General features: G+C 68.9%; 13 protein-coding genes. 8 read left to right on the top strand and 5 right to left on the bottom strand.

Annotated features, from left to right (window positions below):
• Complete coding sequence (gene glpK / locus AC0685_RS06955) at nucleotides 1-1,518, top strand: glycerol kinase GlpK (protein ID WP_034316660.1); 1,518 nt, start codon at nucleotides 1-3, stop codon at nucleotides 1,516-1,518.
• A 5-nt stretch (nucleotides 1,519-1,523) separates the two neighbouring features.
• Nucleotides 1,524-3,236, top strand: coding sequence for a glycerol-3-phosphate dehydrogenase (gene glpD / locus AC0685_RS06950; protein ID WP_478224717.1), 1,713 nt, complete (start codon nucleotides 1,524-1,526; stop codon nucleotides 3,234-3,236).
• Between the two features lie 69 nt (nucleotides 3,237-3,305).
• Here the strand turns inward: glpD and AC0685_RS06945 are convergent, their stop codons facing one another.
• Nucleotides 3,306-4,037 (bottom strand): SDR family oxidoreductase, encoded by a 732-nt coding sequence (locus AC0685_RS06945; protein ID WP_478224716.1) that lies wholly within the window; start codon nucleotides 4,035-4,037, stop codon nucleotides 3,306-3,308.
• 106 nt (nucleotides 4,038-4,143) lie between these two features.
• Here AC0685_RS06945 and AC0685_RS06940 point away from each other — a divergent pair, with 106 nt between their 5' ends.
• On the top strand, nucleotides 4,144-4,626 hold the full coding sequence (locus tag AC0685_RS06940; RefSeq protein ID WP_478224715.1) for an RrF2 family transcriptional regulator: 483 nt from the start codon (nucleotides 4,144-4,146) through the stop codon (nucleotides 4,624-4,626).
• Between the two features lie 104 nt (nucleotides 4,627-4,730).
• Here AC0685_RS06940 and AC0685_RS06935 read toward each other — a convergent pair whose 3' ends face one another.
• Nucleotides 4,731-4,880 (bottom strand): hypothetical protein, encoded by a 150-nt coding sequence (locus AC0685_RS06935; protein WP_478224714.1) that lies wholly within the window; start codon nucleotides 4,878-4,880, stop codon nucleotides 4,731-4,733.
• Nucleotides 4,881-4,916: 36 nt separating this feature from the next.
• On the opposite strand from AC0685_RS06935, the gene AC0685_RS06930 reads away from it, so the two are divergent.
• Complete coding sequence (locus tag AC0685_RS06930) at nucleotides 4,917-5,552, top strand: Lrp/AsnC family transcriptional regulator (RefSeq protein WP_478224713.1); 636 nt, start codon at nucleotides 4,917-4,919, stop codon at nucleotides 5,550-5,552.
• Between the two features lie 4 nt (nucleotides 5,553-5,556).
• Here the strand turns inward: AC0685_RS06930 and AC0685_RS06925 are convergent, their stop codons facing one another.
• Nucleotides 5,557-6,363, bottom strand: coding sequence for an NmrA family NAD(P)-binding protein (locus AC0685_RS06925; protein WP_478224711.1), 807 nt, complete (start codon nucleotides 6,361-6,363; stop codon nucleotides 5,557-5,559).
• A 142-nt stretch (nucleotides 6,364-6,505) separates the two neighbouring features.
• Here AC0685_RS06925 and AC0685_RS06920 point away from each other — a divergent pair, with 142 nt between their 5' ends.
• The 4 genes from AC0685_RS06920 (at nucleotide 6,506) to AC0685_RS06905 (ending at nucleotide 11,885) form a co-directional block, all read left to right on the top strand.
• Entirely contained in the window at nucleotides 6,506-6,721 is a 216-nt protein-coding gene (locus AC0685_RS06920) for a hypothetical protein (protein WP_478224710.1), read from the top strand.
• Between the two features lie 167 nt (nucleotides 6,722-6,888).
• Nucleotides 6,889-9,465, top strand: a complete 2,577-nt coding sequence (locus tag AC0685_RS06915) for a glycoside hydrolase family 3 protein (protein ID WP_478224899.1) — start codon at nucleotides 6,889-6,891, stop codon at nucleotides 9,463-9,465.
• A gap of 657 nt (nucleotides 9,466-10,122) precedes the next feature.
• Nucleotides 10,123-11,328, top strand: coding sequence for an MFS transporter (locus AC0685_RS06910; RefSeq protein WP_478224709.1), 1,206 nt, complete (start codon nucleotides 10,123-10,125; stop codon nucleotides 11,326-11,328).
• Entirely contained in the window at nucleotides 11,325-11,885 is a 561-nt protein-coding gene (locus tag AC0685_RS06905) for a TetR/AcrR family transcriptional regulator (protein WP_478224898.1), read from the top strand. Before AC0685_RS06910 ends, AC0685_RS06905 begins: the two co-directional genes overlap by 4 nt.
• A 112-nt stretch (nucleotides 11,886-11,997) precedes the next feature.
• On the opposite strand, the gene AC0685_RS06900 is transcribed toward AC0685_RS06905, so the two are convergent.
• On the bottom strand, nucleotides 11,998-12,963 hold the full coding sequence (locus tag AC0685_RS06900; RefSeq protein ID WP_478224708.1) for an aldo/keto reductase: 966 nt from the start codon (nucleotides 12,961-12,963) through the stop codon (nucleotides 11,998-12,000).
• 2 nt (nucleotides 12,964-12,965) lie between these two features.
• Nucleotides 12,966-13,766, bottom strand: coding sequence for an SDR family oxidoreductase (locus AC0685_RS06895; protein ID WP_478224707.1), 801 nt, complete (start codon nucleotides 13,764-13,766; stop codon nucleotides 12,966-12,968).
• Between the last annotated feature and the right edge of the window lie 27 nt (nucleotides 13,767-13,793).

Raw genomic sequence — 13,793 nt, 5'->3', positions numbered from 1 at the left:
ATGTCTGACTACATCGGCGCCGTCGACCAGGGCACCACCAGTACGCGGTTCATGATCTTCGACCACGGCGGCAACGAGATCGCCCGCCACCAGCTCGAGCACGAGCAGATCCTGCCGAAGCCGGGCTGGGTCGAGCACGACGCCACCGAGATCTGGGAGCGGACCCGTTCGGTCATCGCCACCGCGCTCAACAAGGCGAAGCTGACCGCCGCCGATCTCGCGTCGCTCGGCATCACCAACCAGCGTGAGACCACGGTGGTGTGGAACCGCCGGACCGGGCGGCCCTACTGCAACGCCATCGTGTGGCAGGACACCCGCACCGACCGGATCGCGTCGGCGCTCGAGCGCGAGGGCAAGGGCGACGTCATCCGGCGGAAGGCCGGTCTGCCGCCCGCCACCTACTTCTCCGGCGGCAAGCTGCAGTGGATCCTGGAGAACGTCGAGGGCGTCCGCGAAGACGCCGAAAAGGGTGACGCGCTCTTCGGCACCACCGACACCTGGCTCATCTGGAACCTCACCGGCGGGCCCGACGGCGGCGTGCACGTGACCGACCCGACCAACGCGTCGCGCACCATGCTCATGGACCTGGAAACGCTGGAGTGGGACGACGAACTGCTGTCGTTCTTCGGCGTCCCCAAGCAGATGCTGCCGTCGATCGCGCCGTCGTCGAACAACGGCCGCTTCGGCGTCACCCGTGCGGACGGCCCGCTCGGCGGCGAGGTCGCCATCACCGGCGTGCTCGGCGACCAGCAGGCGGCGACCGTCGGCCAGGTGTGTTTCCGCCCCGGTGAGGCCAAGAACACCTACGGCACCGGCAACTTCCTGCTGCTGAACACCGGGCACGAGGTCGTGCGCTCGAAGCACGGCCTGCTCACGACGCTGGCCTATCAGTTCGGCGACGAGAAGCCGGTGTACGCCCTGGAGGGCTCGATCGCCGTCACGGGTTCCGCCGTGCAGTGGCTGCGCGACCAGCTGGGCATCATCAGCGGCGCGTCCCAGAGCGAGAGCCTCGCCCGCCAGGTCGAAGACAACGGTGGCGTGTACTTCGTCCCCGCGTTCTCCGGGCTTTTCGCGCCGTACTGGCGATCCGACGCGCGCGGCGCGATCGTCGGCCTCACCAGGGCCACCACCAACGCGCATCTCGCGCGGGCGACCCTCGAAGCGATCTGCTACCAGACCCGCGATGTCGTCGAGGCCATGCAGAACGACTCGGGCGTCACGCTCGACGTGTTGCGGGTGGACGGTGGCGTGACCGCGAACGAACTGTGCATGCAGCTGCAGGCGGACATCCTCGGTGTGCCGGTGTCGAAGCCGGTCGTCGCGGAGACCACCGCGCTCGGCGCCGCCTACGCGGCAGGGCTCGCCGTCGGGTTCTGGAAGAGCACCGACGAACTGGAACAGAACTGGAACGAGGACAAGCGCTGGGAGCCGTCGTGGACGGACGAACAGCGTGCCGAGGGCTACGCGGGCTGGCAGAAGGCCGTCGGCCGCACGCTCGACTGGGTCGAGGTCGAGTGAGCCCGATGAACAGGAGGAACAGAGTGACACCCGTACCGCTTTCCCCGGTCTACCGTGCCGAGACGCTGCGCAAGGTCGCTCGCGAGGAGATCGACGTACTCGTCGTCGGCGGGGGAGTGACCGGTGCCGGCGTCGCGCTCGACGCGGCGTCGCGCGGGCTCTCCGTCGCGCTCGTCGAGGCCCGTGACTTCGCCGCGGGAACCTCCAGCCGGTCGTCGAAGCTGATCCACGGCGGGCTGCGTTACCTGGAGAACCTGGACTTCAAGCTGGTCCGCGAGGCGCTGAAGGAACGGAGCCTGCTGCTGCAGACGCTGGCGCCGCACCTGGTCCGGCCGGTGAAGTTCCTCGTGCCGCTCAAGCACCGCGTCTGGGAACGCGGCTACATCGGCGCGGGTGTCACGCTCTACGACACCCTCGGCGGAGCGCGGGCCTTGCCGCGGCACCGGCACCTGTCCAAGCGCGGTGCGGGCAAGGCCGCTCCCGGCCTCGCGGACGACGCCCTGATCGGCGCCATCCAGTACTACGACGCGCAGGTCGACGACGCACGCCACACGATGATGATCGCGCGCACCGCGGCGGAACAGGGTGCTTCCGTCCTCACCCGCGCCCGGGTCACGTCGCTGATCCGTGACGGCGAACGCGTCGTCGGCGCCAAGGTCGTCGACCGCGAGAGCGGCGCGGAGATCGAGGTCCGGGCGAAGACGGTCGTCGCGGCCACCGGCGTGTGGAGCGACGACATGGCGGAAGCGGCGGGCATCCCCGCGCCGTTCACCGTGCGCGCGTCGAAGGGCATCCACCTCGTGGTCCCGCGCGAGAAGATCGACCTGGACACCGGGCTGATCCTGCGCACCGAGAAGAGTGTTCTGTTCGTCATCCCGTGGGGGCGGCACTGGATCGTCGGCACCACCGACACCGAATGGGACCTCGACCGCGAACACCCGGCGGCCAGCCAGGCGGACGTCGACTACGTGCTCGACCACCTCAACGCGGTCCTGCGCACGCCGATCACGGCAGACGACATCGAAGGCGTGTACGCGGGGCTTCGGCCGCTGCTGGCCGCGAAGGCGACGTCGACGACGAAGCTGTCGCGGGAGCACGCCGTGGCGCATCCGGTGCCGGGTCTGGTGATCGTGGCCGGCGGTAAGTACACGACGTACCGCGTGATGGCCGCCGACGCCGTCGACGTCGCGGTGGAGGACCTCGGCCGTCCCGCGCCGTCGTCATGGACCGAGCGGCTGCCGATCGTCGGAGCGACGGGCTACCACGAGATGTGGGGCGCGCGGCACTCGCTCGCCCAGCGTGCGGGCCTGCCGATCGGCCGCATCGAGCACTTGCTCCAGCGCTACGGCACCGCCGTGGAGGACATTCTGGAGTCGATCTCGGAACGTCCCGAACTGGGCGAAGCGATCCCGGGGACAACGGAGTACCTGAAGGCGGAGGTCGTCTACGCCGTTTCGCACGAGGGCGCTCTGCATCTGGAGGACGTCCTGACACGGCGCACGCGAATCTCCATCGAGGAGCGGGACCGCGGTGTGACGGCGGCGCCGGTGGTGGCGGAGCTGATGGCGCCGCTGCTGGGCTGGGACTCGCACAAGCAGGAGCGCGAGGTCACCAACTACCTCGCGCGGGTCGAGGCGGAGCGCTCCGCCCAGGCCCAGCCGGACGACGAAGCGGCGAACGCCAGCCGTCTCGCGGCTCCGGCGCTGCTGCCGAGCTGATCCGAAGCGCGTGAAGGCCCCCTTCCCTCGGCTCAGCCAAGGGGAAGGGGGCCTTCACGCGCTGTGCCGCTACTTGAGCCAGTCGGGGTAGCGGGTCTCGGCGATGCGGGCGCCGTCCGTCGTGGTGAGGACGTCGCCCTTGACGGCGGCGAACATGCCCGCGGTCTCGTCGACGGTCACCGGACGCGTGTCTCCCTTGGCGGACAACGTGATCCGGCCCAGCTCGTCCAGCGGGTAGACATCCGGGCCGCCCACGTCGAGGGTGCCGTTCAGCGGCTTCCCGGCCGACACCTCGGAAACGGCGGCGGCGACGTCCGCCGCGGCGATCGGCTGGATCGGCGTACTGGGCAGGCGGACCGCGGTCTCGTCGGAGGTCCAGGACAGAACCGCGTCGACGAATTCCATGAACTGGGTGGCGCGGACGATCGAGTAGGGGAGGCCGCTCTCCTTGAGAATGTCCTCCTGCAGCGTCTTCGCGCGGTAGTAGTCGAGCTCGGGCACCTGGTCGACGCCGACGATCGACAGGATCACGAAGTGCCCGGTGCCCGCCTTCTTCGCGGCCGCGACGAGGTTGTCCATCGACGTCCGGAAGAACGCGGGGGAGGCGTCGTCGAAGGTCGGCGAGTTCGTGAGGTTGACGACCACGTCGGCGCCGTCGAGCGCGCTGTCCAGCCCTTGGCCGGTGAGCAGGTCGACCCCGGTGGACGGCGAATGCGGCACCGCCTCGTGCCCCGCCTCCTTCAGGTCGCGCACGACCTGCGAACCGATCAGCCCGGTCCCGCCGATGATCGCGAATTTCATGGCCCAGTGCCCTTCGTCGGTGGCGTCCGTAACCCGGACACCTCATGTCCGAGATAATACTCGGACAGATTTTGTCCGAGTCAAGAGGCGGGTTAGAGTCATCCGGGTGAAGATGTCCGGTGGGGTGGAGTGGGCCCTGCACTGCTGTGTCGTGCTGACCTCGGTCGACGAACCCGCGCCCGCCGCGCGCCTGGCGCAGCTGCACGACGTCTCGCCGAGTTATCTCGCGAAGCAGCTTCAGGCGCTTTCCCGGGCCGGCCTCATCCGGTCGGTGCAGGGGAAGGCCGGCGGCTACGTCCTCACCCGGCCGCCTTCGGAGATCACGGTGCTTGACGTCGTCGAAGCCATCGACGGGCCCGGGCCGGCCTTCGTCTGCACCGAGATCCGGCAGCGCGGCCCGATGGCGACGCCGCCCGAGGCGTGCACGACGCCGTGCGCCATCAGCCGCGCGATGGCGAACGCCGAAATCCAGTGGCGGGCGGCGTTGCGCGCCGTCACCATCGCCGATCTGGCCGACGACGTCAGGGGCGACTACGGTCCGGGCGCGCTCGCCGGGATCGGCGCGTGGTTCAAGGCCGCCGAGGGGTAGCGAGCGTGCCGGTCCGGGTGGTCGTGAGTGGCGATTCGGGCTAGAACCCGAATCGTCACTCACGACCACGGTGGGCCAACGCTCACCGTCGCCTTCGTTTTCCCTCAAGTGGTCCGGGGCATCAGCGCGGTGGCGACCATGGTCGCCACCACCAGCACCGCCGCGAGCGAGAACGCCTGCGCCACGGAATGGCTCAGCGCGCAGCCGGCCACCGCGCGGACGCTCGCCCGGTCGCTGGCGAGACGGCCGGACACGTCCTGGTCAAGCTCACCTCGGGTGGCACGGAGATCGTGACGATCGCGCACACGCCGAGACACGAGCAGAGCGCCATGCTGCTGCACGACATCCCGCGCACCGCGAGCGTCACGGCGGTGTCCGCGCATTTCATCCTGCACACCTACCTCGGCGGCCCGACGGCGTGGCGCGGGCGGGTCGCCGCGTTGACGGAGGAGCAGCAGGAGGCGTTGCGGCCGCCGGAATCCGTCACCGAGGAAGTTCCGCTGACCGCGGCGGACCACGCGCTGATCGCCGCCCTCCGGCAGGACGGCCGAGCGAGTATCGCGGATCTCGCCGCGGCGGCGGGACTGGCGCCGGCGACCGCGGCCCGTCGCCTGGCGGATCTGCGCGCACGGGGCGCGCTCTTCTTCGACGTCGAGATCAGCGCGGCCCTGTACGGCGTGACCACGCAGGCGTTCCTGTGGATGGCCGTCGCGCCGGCGGACCTCGACGAGGTGGCGACGACGCTGGCCACTCACGAGGAGCTCGCCGTCGTCGTCGCCACGACCGGGCCCACCAACCTGGCCGCGCAGGCGCTGTGCCCGGATCCCGCCGCGCTACACCGCTACCTCACGCACCGGCTGGGCGCGCTGCGCGCGATCCGCACGGTGCACACGGCGCCGGTGCTGGAGATCGTGAAGGCGGTCTGACCGCTCACGGCTTGAACCGGTCGGCGTGCTCGGCGACCCATTGCGCGAACGTGCGGGCAGGGCGTCCGGTCACCTTCTCGATCGTGTCGACCACGGTGCGCGCCTCCACCGGCGGATCGCTGTGCCAGCCGATGACGTATTCGGCGTCCGCGACCGAGACGCCCTCGGCCAGCAGCCGGTCGATCGCCTGCTGTCGCGTGATCCGCTCCAGCGCGATGTCGTGGCCGAGCGCGGAGGAGAGGATGGCGATCCGTTCGTTCGTGGTCAGCGCTTCCGGGCCCGTGAGGTTGTAGACCTTGCCGGAGTGCCCGTCCTCCACGAGTGCGGTGGCGGCGACGGCGCCGATGTCGCCCTCGTGCACCACAGCGCTCGGGAGGTCGAACGGCTCACGGACCACCTTCCCGGTGCGGATGGAGTCGGTCCAGGTCAGGGCGTTGGACATGAACTCCTGCGGCTCGAGCCGCGTCCACTCCACCCCGGACTCGGCCATGGCCTGTTCCGTCGGCCCGACGTAGCCGCCCCAGACGATGGTCATGCGCCGCACTCCCGCGGCCACGGCGCGTTTGACCAGATCGGCGCCGACGTCGGCGAGCCCGGCCGTCACGGTGATGTGCAGGCGGGTGACGCCCTCGAAGGCATCGGTGAGTGTTTCGGGCGCGGTGTGCGTGCCCTCCACCAGTTCGACGCCTGCCGGAAGCCGTGCCCCGGCGGGGTTCCTGGTGAGTGCCCGGACGCGTTCCCCGCGGCGGACGAGTTCGGCCACCACGTGGCGGCCGGTGTTCCCGGTGGCGCCGGTTACCAAGACGGTCATGAGTGATTCCCTTCGTTTCCAGCGAAGGTAAAAGCTCAAGTAATGTGGAGGTCAAGCGGACCGATCAGGAATCGAGAAGCGTCGGTGCCCACGGGATCCCTAGCGTCTTCGCCATCAGGCAAAACGACTCCAGGAGGTTCTCGTGAGCAAGCGGATCCGGACGTTCCACCGGTGGACGTCCCTCGTCTTCGTCGCCACCGTCATCGTGTGCTTCGTGGTCGTGGCACAGGGCGACCCGGCCCAGTGGGTGCTCTACACGCCACTGCCGCCGCTCTTCCTGCTGATGTTCAGCGGTCTCTACCTGTTCGCGCTGCCGTATACCGCCAAGTGGCGGAACCGGCGGCGCGTGGCCGGGTGACTCGCCCAATCTTAGTTCATGGCAAAAATTAACACTCGGTGTACCGGCCCGAAACTCTTGACGCGGCCGCCGGGTCCGGTGAGGATCGGCCGGTCCCCGCCTCCCGCAGAATGGACCAGACCATGGCAAGACGTTCTCGTGCGCGCCGAAGTCCGCTGATCGCCTTGATGAGTCTCACGCTGCTCGGCGGGGCCGTGGTGGCCACGCCCGCGGCCGTCGCCGCCGAACAGCCCGTGATCGGGAAGCCCGCGTTCGACCGGGACGGTTGCGCCCGGATCGAGAAGAGCCTGCCGACGTTCGCCGACTGGCCGAAGGTCGAGAGCCGGTTCAAGGGCAAGGGCGGTGACGAGCAGCGGATCGCCCGGATCCTCCAAGAGATGACCCTTGAGGAGAAGGTCGGGCAGATGACGCAGCCCGAGATCGCGGCGATCACCCCCGACGAGGTCCGGCAGTACTCGATCGGTTCGGTCCTCAATGGCGGCGGTTCGTGGCCGAACAAGGACAAGCACGCCTCCCAGCAGGACTGGCTCAAGCTCGCGGACGCCTACTGGGAAGCCGCGAAGGGCAGCCGGACGAAGATCCCGGTGATCTGGGGCATCGACGCCGTGCACGGCAACAACAACGTGTACGGCGCCACCGTCTTCCCGCACAACATCGGTCTCGGCGCGGCGCACGACCCGTGCCTGGTGCGCGACATCTCCGCGGCGACGGCCCGGCAGATCCGTGCCACCGGCCAGGACTGGGCCTTCGCGCCGACGCTGGCCGTGGTGAAGGACGACCGCTGGGGCCGCACCTACGAAGGATTCTCCGAGGATCCGCGGATCACCAGGGCCTACGGCTACGAGGCGATCAACGGTCTCCAGGACGGCTCGACCAAGCGCATCGGCTACAACGGCGTGATCGGTACCGCCAAGCACTTCATCGGGGACGGCGGCACTCTGAAGGGTCAGGACCAGGGCGTCAACCCGTCGTCCGAAGCCGAGATGATCAACGTCCACGGCCAGGGCTACTACGGCGCGCTCGCGGCGGGTTCCCAGACCGTGATGGTGTCGTTCAACAGCTGGACCAACGCCGAATTCGGTATCGACGAGGGCAAGCTGCACGGCAGCGACAAGGCGCTGAACCAGATCCTCAAGGGCAAGATGGGCTTCGACGGCCTCGTCGTGTCCGACTGGAACGGCATCGGCCAGGTTCCCGGCTGCACCAACGCTTCCTGTCCGCAGGCGATCAACGCCGGCATCGACATCGTGATGGTGCCGAACGACTGGAAGGCGTTCATCGCCAACACCGTCGCCCAGGTCAACGGTGGGCAGATCCCGCTTTCGCGAATCGACGACGCGGTGGCCAGGATCCTGCGCGTCAAGCTGCGCTCGGGGCTGTACGAGGCGCAGAAGCCGTCGGACCGGTCCTATGCCAACTCCGACGAGGCGCTGAAGGAGACTTGGCTGGCGCGCGACGCCGTCCGTTCGTCGCAGACGTTGCTGAAGAACAACGGCAACGTGCTGCCGCTGAAGCCGAAGTCGAAGGTCCTCGTGGTCGGCAAGAGCGCGGACAGCATTCAGAACCAGACCGGTGGCTGGACGCTGAGCTGGCAGGGGACCGGCAACACCAACGCCGACTTCCCGAACGCCACGTCGATCCTCGCCGGGCTCAAGCAGCAGTTGGGCGACGTCAACGTCACCTTCGACGAGAAGGGTGACACGGACCCGAAGGGCTACGACGCCGTCATCGCCGTCATCGGTGAGACCCCGTACGCGGAAGGCGTCGGCGACCTGACCCGCAAGACACTGGAGGCGTCGAAGCTCTACCCCGAGGACCTGGCCGTTCTGGACAAGGTCCGAGGGAAGGGCGCTCCTGTCGTCACCGTCTACGTCGGCGGCCGCCCGCTGTACATGAACAAGGAGATCAACCGCTCCGACGCGTTCGTCGCGGCCTGGCTGCCCGGCACCGAAGGCGGCGGCGTCGCCGACGTCCTGCTCAAGGGCGGCTTCAAGGGCAAGCTGCCGTATTCGTGGCCGAAGAGCGCCTGCCAGACGCCGCTGAACGCGGGCTCGGCGGAGTACGACCCGCTGTTCGAACTCGGTTACGGCCTCAAGGCCGGCCAGCGCGTCACCGTCGGTCAGCTGGACGAGACGGCCGGACCCGCGACGTGCGGCTCGACCGGTGGCGGCGGCACGGCGACCGAGGATCTCGAGGTATTCAACCGTACCGATGTCGCGCCGTACAAGGGTTTCATCGGCTCGGCGGAGAACTGGGGCGGTACTGAGATCGGCCCCGACGGCGCCGCTTCACACGCTGAGATCGGCGTCGTGCAGTCGGACGTGAACGTGCAGCAAGACGGGCTCAAGTCGACCTGGACCGGCACCGGGCCTGCCCAGCTCTACTTCCAGAACCCGGCCGGTACCAACGATTTGCGGGGCTATCTCAACGCTGACGCGGCGCTGGAGTTCGACACGATCGTGCACGAGGCGCCCGCCAACCGGACGGTGATCAGCATGCACTGCGTCTACCCGTGCTTCTCCGAGGTGAACGCGACCAAGCTCTTCACCGATCTGGCGGGGGCGCCGAAGTCGACGGTGAAGATCCCGGTGTCGTGCTTCGCCAACGGCCTGGATCTGGAGAACGTCAACACACCGTTCCTGGTGTACACCGACGGCAGGTTCTCGGCTTCGTTCGCCAACGTGCGGTGGGTGCCCAAAGGGGCACAGGACCCTGATGCGAGGCCTTGCTCGAGTCTGAGCTGATTTTCGCCGCGAGGGTTCCGGCGCGGCATGATGCGAAGGCCACTTTCGCAACCTTCAAGGTTGCGAAAGTGGCCTTCGCGTCGTCGGGGAGCGGTCGGCGCAGGGGGTAGTAAGTGCCGAACCGGGCTGGAGTCAAGGTGGCTCAGGTACCTACGTGGATTCCGGCTGAGGTTGATGTCAGGCCGGTGAGGAGCCGCTGGCACAGGGTCGTCCATGAAGGATTCGGGACGCTCAAAGTCCCAAATCCTTCATGGACACGGGACAGCCCAGCTCCCCCGACATGATGAACCGAAGTACGAGGCACCTGGTCCACCAGAACCCGAATCGCCACTCACGACTCTCGCGGCGCGGCCGACGCGAGGCCGCTGATCAATGGCTCCAGGGGGGTGAAGTCCCGCTCGGGGTCGGAAACTGGGCGTGGTCGTCCCCCGTCTGGGGCCGTGTACTGCGCGAAACGAGGACCAGGCCGCGTTGCTGCGTCCCGGTTAGCACGTCGCCGCGCTCCGCGAGGTGATTGAGGAGACCTGGAGATCTCGGCGGCCGAACGGCACTTCATCGCGGTGGCTCCCGCGCTCGTTGCGGGGTGGAGCGAGCCGCGTGTATAAAGTGAAACGACTGTTCAAAATGTAACGATCGTTCAAGTTGTGGGGGGGCGCCGTGCCAGGCCAGTATCGGGAGCTGTTCTCCGCGAAGGGCTCTCTCGCCTTCTCCGCCGCCGGCCTGGTCGCCAGGGTCCCGATCCCGATGATGGGGATCGGGATCATCACGATGCTGGCGCAGACGCGGGGCGACTACGGGCTCGCCGGTCTGGTTTCGGCGACGTTCACGCTGTCCATGGCGCTGCTCGGGCCACAGGTCTCGAGGCTGGTGGATCGCCGGGGACAGAGCCGGATCCTGTTGCCCGTGACTGGGATCAGCGTGATGGCGCTCGGCGCGCTCCTGCTCTGCGCCCGCTTCGGGGCACCGGTCTGGACGCTGTACGCGTCCGCGATCCTCGCCGGGTTCATGCCCAGTATGGCGGCTATGGTCCGGGCCCGGTGGTCGCGGTTGTACCGAGGCTCACCTCGGCTGCACACCGCCTTCGCGTTGGAATCGGTGGTCGACGAACTGACTTTCGTCATCGGGCCCGCGCTGTCGGTGGCGCTGTGCACCACTGTCTTCCCCGAGGCAGGACCGCTGGTCGCCGTGGTCTTCCTCGCCATCGGAGTGCTGCTGTTCGTCGCGCAGCGCGAGACCGAACCGCCCGTTCTGCCGCCGAGCGGATCGGCCGGGAGTTCGGCGATCCGGCTGGGCGCCGTGCGGGTGCTCGTGCTGACGCTGGTGGCGGGCGGCGTCATCGTCGGCACGGTCGACGTCGTCAGTGTGGCGTTCGCCCGGCACGTCGGGTCGCCGTCGGCCGCGGGGGTCGTCGTTTCGGTCTACGCGGTGGGCTCCGCGATCTCCGGACTGGTCTTCGGGACGCTCAAACCGGCCATGACGCCGCCTCGGCTGCTCCTGATCGGCACCGCGGGCACGGCCGCGAGCGTGGTGCCGTTGCTGGTCGTGGATGGCGTCGTGAGTCTGTGCGCGGTGGTGTTCGTCGCCGGATTGTTCTTCTCTCCCACGATGATCGTCGTCATGGGGATGATCGAGAAGGTCGTCCCGGCGGAGAAGCTGACCGAGGGGATGACGTGGGCGATCACCGGCCTCAGCATCGGTGTCGCGCTCGGCGCCGCCGTGTCGGGCGAGGTCGTCGACCGGTTCGGGGCGGACGGCGGGTTCGCCGTGGCGGTCGTCGCCGGTGGCTTGATCATCCTGATCGCGCTGCTCTCGTATCCTCTGCTGAGCAGGAGGACCGCGATCAGTGAGGAGGCGGCACGCTGAACGAGCCGAGCACCGACGGCCGCCTCGCCAAAGGCGAGCAACGCAAACGGGAACTGATCGAGGCCACGCTGCGCATCGTCGCGAGGGACGGAGTATCGGGGGTCAGCCACCGTACCGTCGCCCGCGAGGCGGGTTTGCCCGCGACAGCGGCCGCGTACCACTTCCGGGGGATCGAAGACCTGCTGACAGCCGCGCTCACCCAGTGCATGGACGAGGACTCCGAACGGATGCGGATGCTCGCCGCCGAAGCCGACGGGGGCGAGGACGCACTGCGGAGGTTCGGCGCCTTGATGGCCGAAGTGGTCGCCAAGCCAGGGCATCTGCTGGCGGAGTACGAGCTGTACCTCTTGGCGGCGAGGGAGCCGAAGCTCCGCGAGTCGACCGATCGCTGGATGGCGGCCCTGGCGGACTTCGCCCGCCGTTACACCGACGATCCGGTTCGGGTCGAGATGGTGGTGGGGCTGGTGGACGGGGTGCTGCTGCAGGGATTGCTGCGCGACGAGCCGCCGACGGCGGAACGGTTCGAGGCCATCCTGCGGACCGCGTTGCCCTCGTGAGCGCGTTGCGAAAGCCACTTCCGCAACGTCAGGGCAGGCCTGGGGTGTCCGTGAAGGCCTCCTTCCCTACCTTCAGGGTAGGTAAGGAGGCCTTCACGGACTTTCGGGCGCCTCAGGTGGTCGCGGGTGGCGACCAGGTCAGCCGCGGATCCGTCTGGACGAAGCTGCCCAGCAGGTGATCGATCCGCGTCAGCGCGTCGAGGTCCAGCACCACGCCTGCCGCCTTCGCGTTCTCGGTCACCTGGGCGGCGGTGCTCGCGCCGGTCACCACAGAGGCGACGGTGTTGTGCTGCAACGTCCACGCGAGCGCCAGCTGAGCCATGGTCAACCCGGCCTCGTCGGCGACGCCGCGCAGCATGCCGACGCGTTCGAGGAGGTCCGGCAGGAGTAACGGCCGCGCCTCGACCGCCTTCGCGGCCCGAGAGCCCGGCGGGATCTCACCCGGCCGGTACTTGCCGGTCAGCACACCCTGCGCGAGGGGGACCGACGCGAACTGCCCGATCCCGGAGCGTTCGCACACCGGCATCACCTGGGCTTCGGCGACCCGCCAGAGCATCGAGTAGTGCGGCTGGTTCGCGACGAGCGGGACGCCGTGCCGCTCGGCGATCGGCCGCGCCTCCAGCAGTTGTTCCGCCGTCCATTCCGCCGTGCCCGCGTAGAGGATCTTCCCCTGCCGCACCAGATCCGACAGCGCGAGGAACGTCTCTTCCAGCGGCGTGCGGTAGTCGAACCGCAGCAACTGGTAGACGTCGATGTAGTCGGTGCGCAGCCGCCGGAGCGAGCCGTGCAGCGACGTGACCAGGTGTTTGCGGCTGAGGCCCGCGTCGTTGACCCCCGGGCCTTCCGGCCAGAAGACGCCGGTGCACAGGACGAGATCGTCGCGGCGGGCGTGGCTCAGCGCCGCGGCGAGGTTCTCCTCGGCGGCACCGCCGTCCCAGGCCGCGGCGGTGTGAAACGTCGTGACGCCCGCGTCGAGCGCGGCCTGCACGCATTCCGCGCCGTCGTGGTGGGTGAGCCAGTTGCCGTAGGAGATCTCACTGACGGACAGCCCGCTCGCGCCGAGCCTGCGGTACTCCATGGTCACCTCTTCCGCGCGCCGGTTTCGAGGATGGTGCGGTCGATCCATTCGTCGAGACCGGCGGCCTTGCGCGCGTAGGTCTCCCGCACCGATTCGTGCGGCAGGATCAGGAACTCCTCCGACGCCAGCCCGTGCACGACGGACTCCGCGACGTCCTCCGGTTCCAGCAGGGGCGCGGCGGCGGCGATCGCGAGCGCGGCGGGGTGCCCGGCCGCGATCCCGGGTTCCAGCAGCGCGGTCCGCACGCCGAGCGGGCACAGCGCGCTGACCCGCACCCCCCGCGGACGGTAGGTGATGGCCAGCCATTCGGCGAGCCCGACGGCCGCGTGCTTGGTCACCGAATACGGCGCGTCACCGGGGGTGCCCAGCAGGCCCGCGCCCGACGCCGTGATCAGCAGGTAGCCGTGCCCTCGGCTCAACATCCCGGGAAGCGCGACCTGTGCGGCGTGCACGTGCTGCATGACGTTGATCGCCCACGACCGCGTCCACTGTTCGTCCGCGGCGTGCACGCCGGTCCCGAACGCGGCGCCCGCGTTGGAACAGAAGAGGTCCACCGCGCCGAACGCCGAGCGGGCGTCGGTCACCAGCATCTTCAAGTCCTCTTTGGACGACGCGTCGGCGTGGCGCGCGATCGCGGCGCCGCCCGCGGCGGTGATCCCGGCGACGACCTCCTCCGCGGCGTCGAGATCGAGATCGGAGACCACCACCCCGGCGGCGCCCTCGGCGGCGAACCGCCTGGCCATGGCGGCGCCGATACCGTGTGCCGCGCCGGTCAGCACGACGACTCGTCCTGTTACTTCCACATGCGCTCCATGGTTATCGATTCTGCT

The sequence above is a fragment of the Amycolatopsis sp. NPDC043889 genome (assembly GCF_056435645.1).
This window is presented reverse-complemented; position numbering and strand designations above follow the sequence as displayed.

Excerpts from the sequence above, each read along its gene's own strand:
- glpK (WP_034316660.1), top strand. The coding sequence starts at position 1 with ATGTCTGACTACATCGGCGCCGTCGACCAGGGCACCACCAGTACGCGG.
- glpD (WP_478224717.1), top strand. The coding sequence starts at position 1,524 with ATGAACAGGAGGAACAGAGTGACACCCGTACCGCTTTCCCCGGTCTAC.
- AC0685_RS06945 (WP_478224716.1), bottom strand. The coding sequence starts at position 4,037 with ATGAAATTCGCGATCATCGGCGGGACCGGGCTGATCGGTTCGCAGGTC.
- AC0685_RS06925 (WP_478224711.1), bottom strand. The coding sequence starts at position 6,363 with ATGACCGTCTTGGTAACCGGCGCCACCGGGAACACCGGCCGCCACGTG.
- AC0685_RS06915 (WP_478224899.1), top strand. The coding sequence starts at position 6,889 with ATGAGTCTCACGCTGCTCGGCGGGGCCGTGGTGGCCACGCCCGCGGCC.
- AC0685_RS06900 (WP_478224708.1), bottom strand. The coding sequence starts at position 12,963 with ATGGAGTACCGCAGGCTCGGCGCGAGCGGGCTGTCCGTCAGTGAGATC.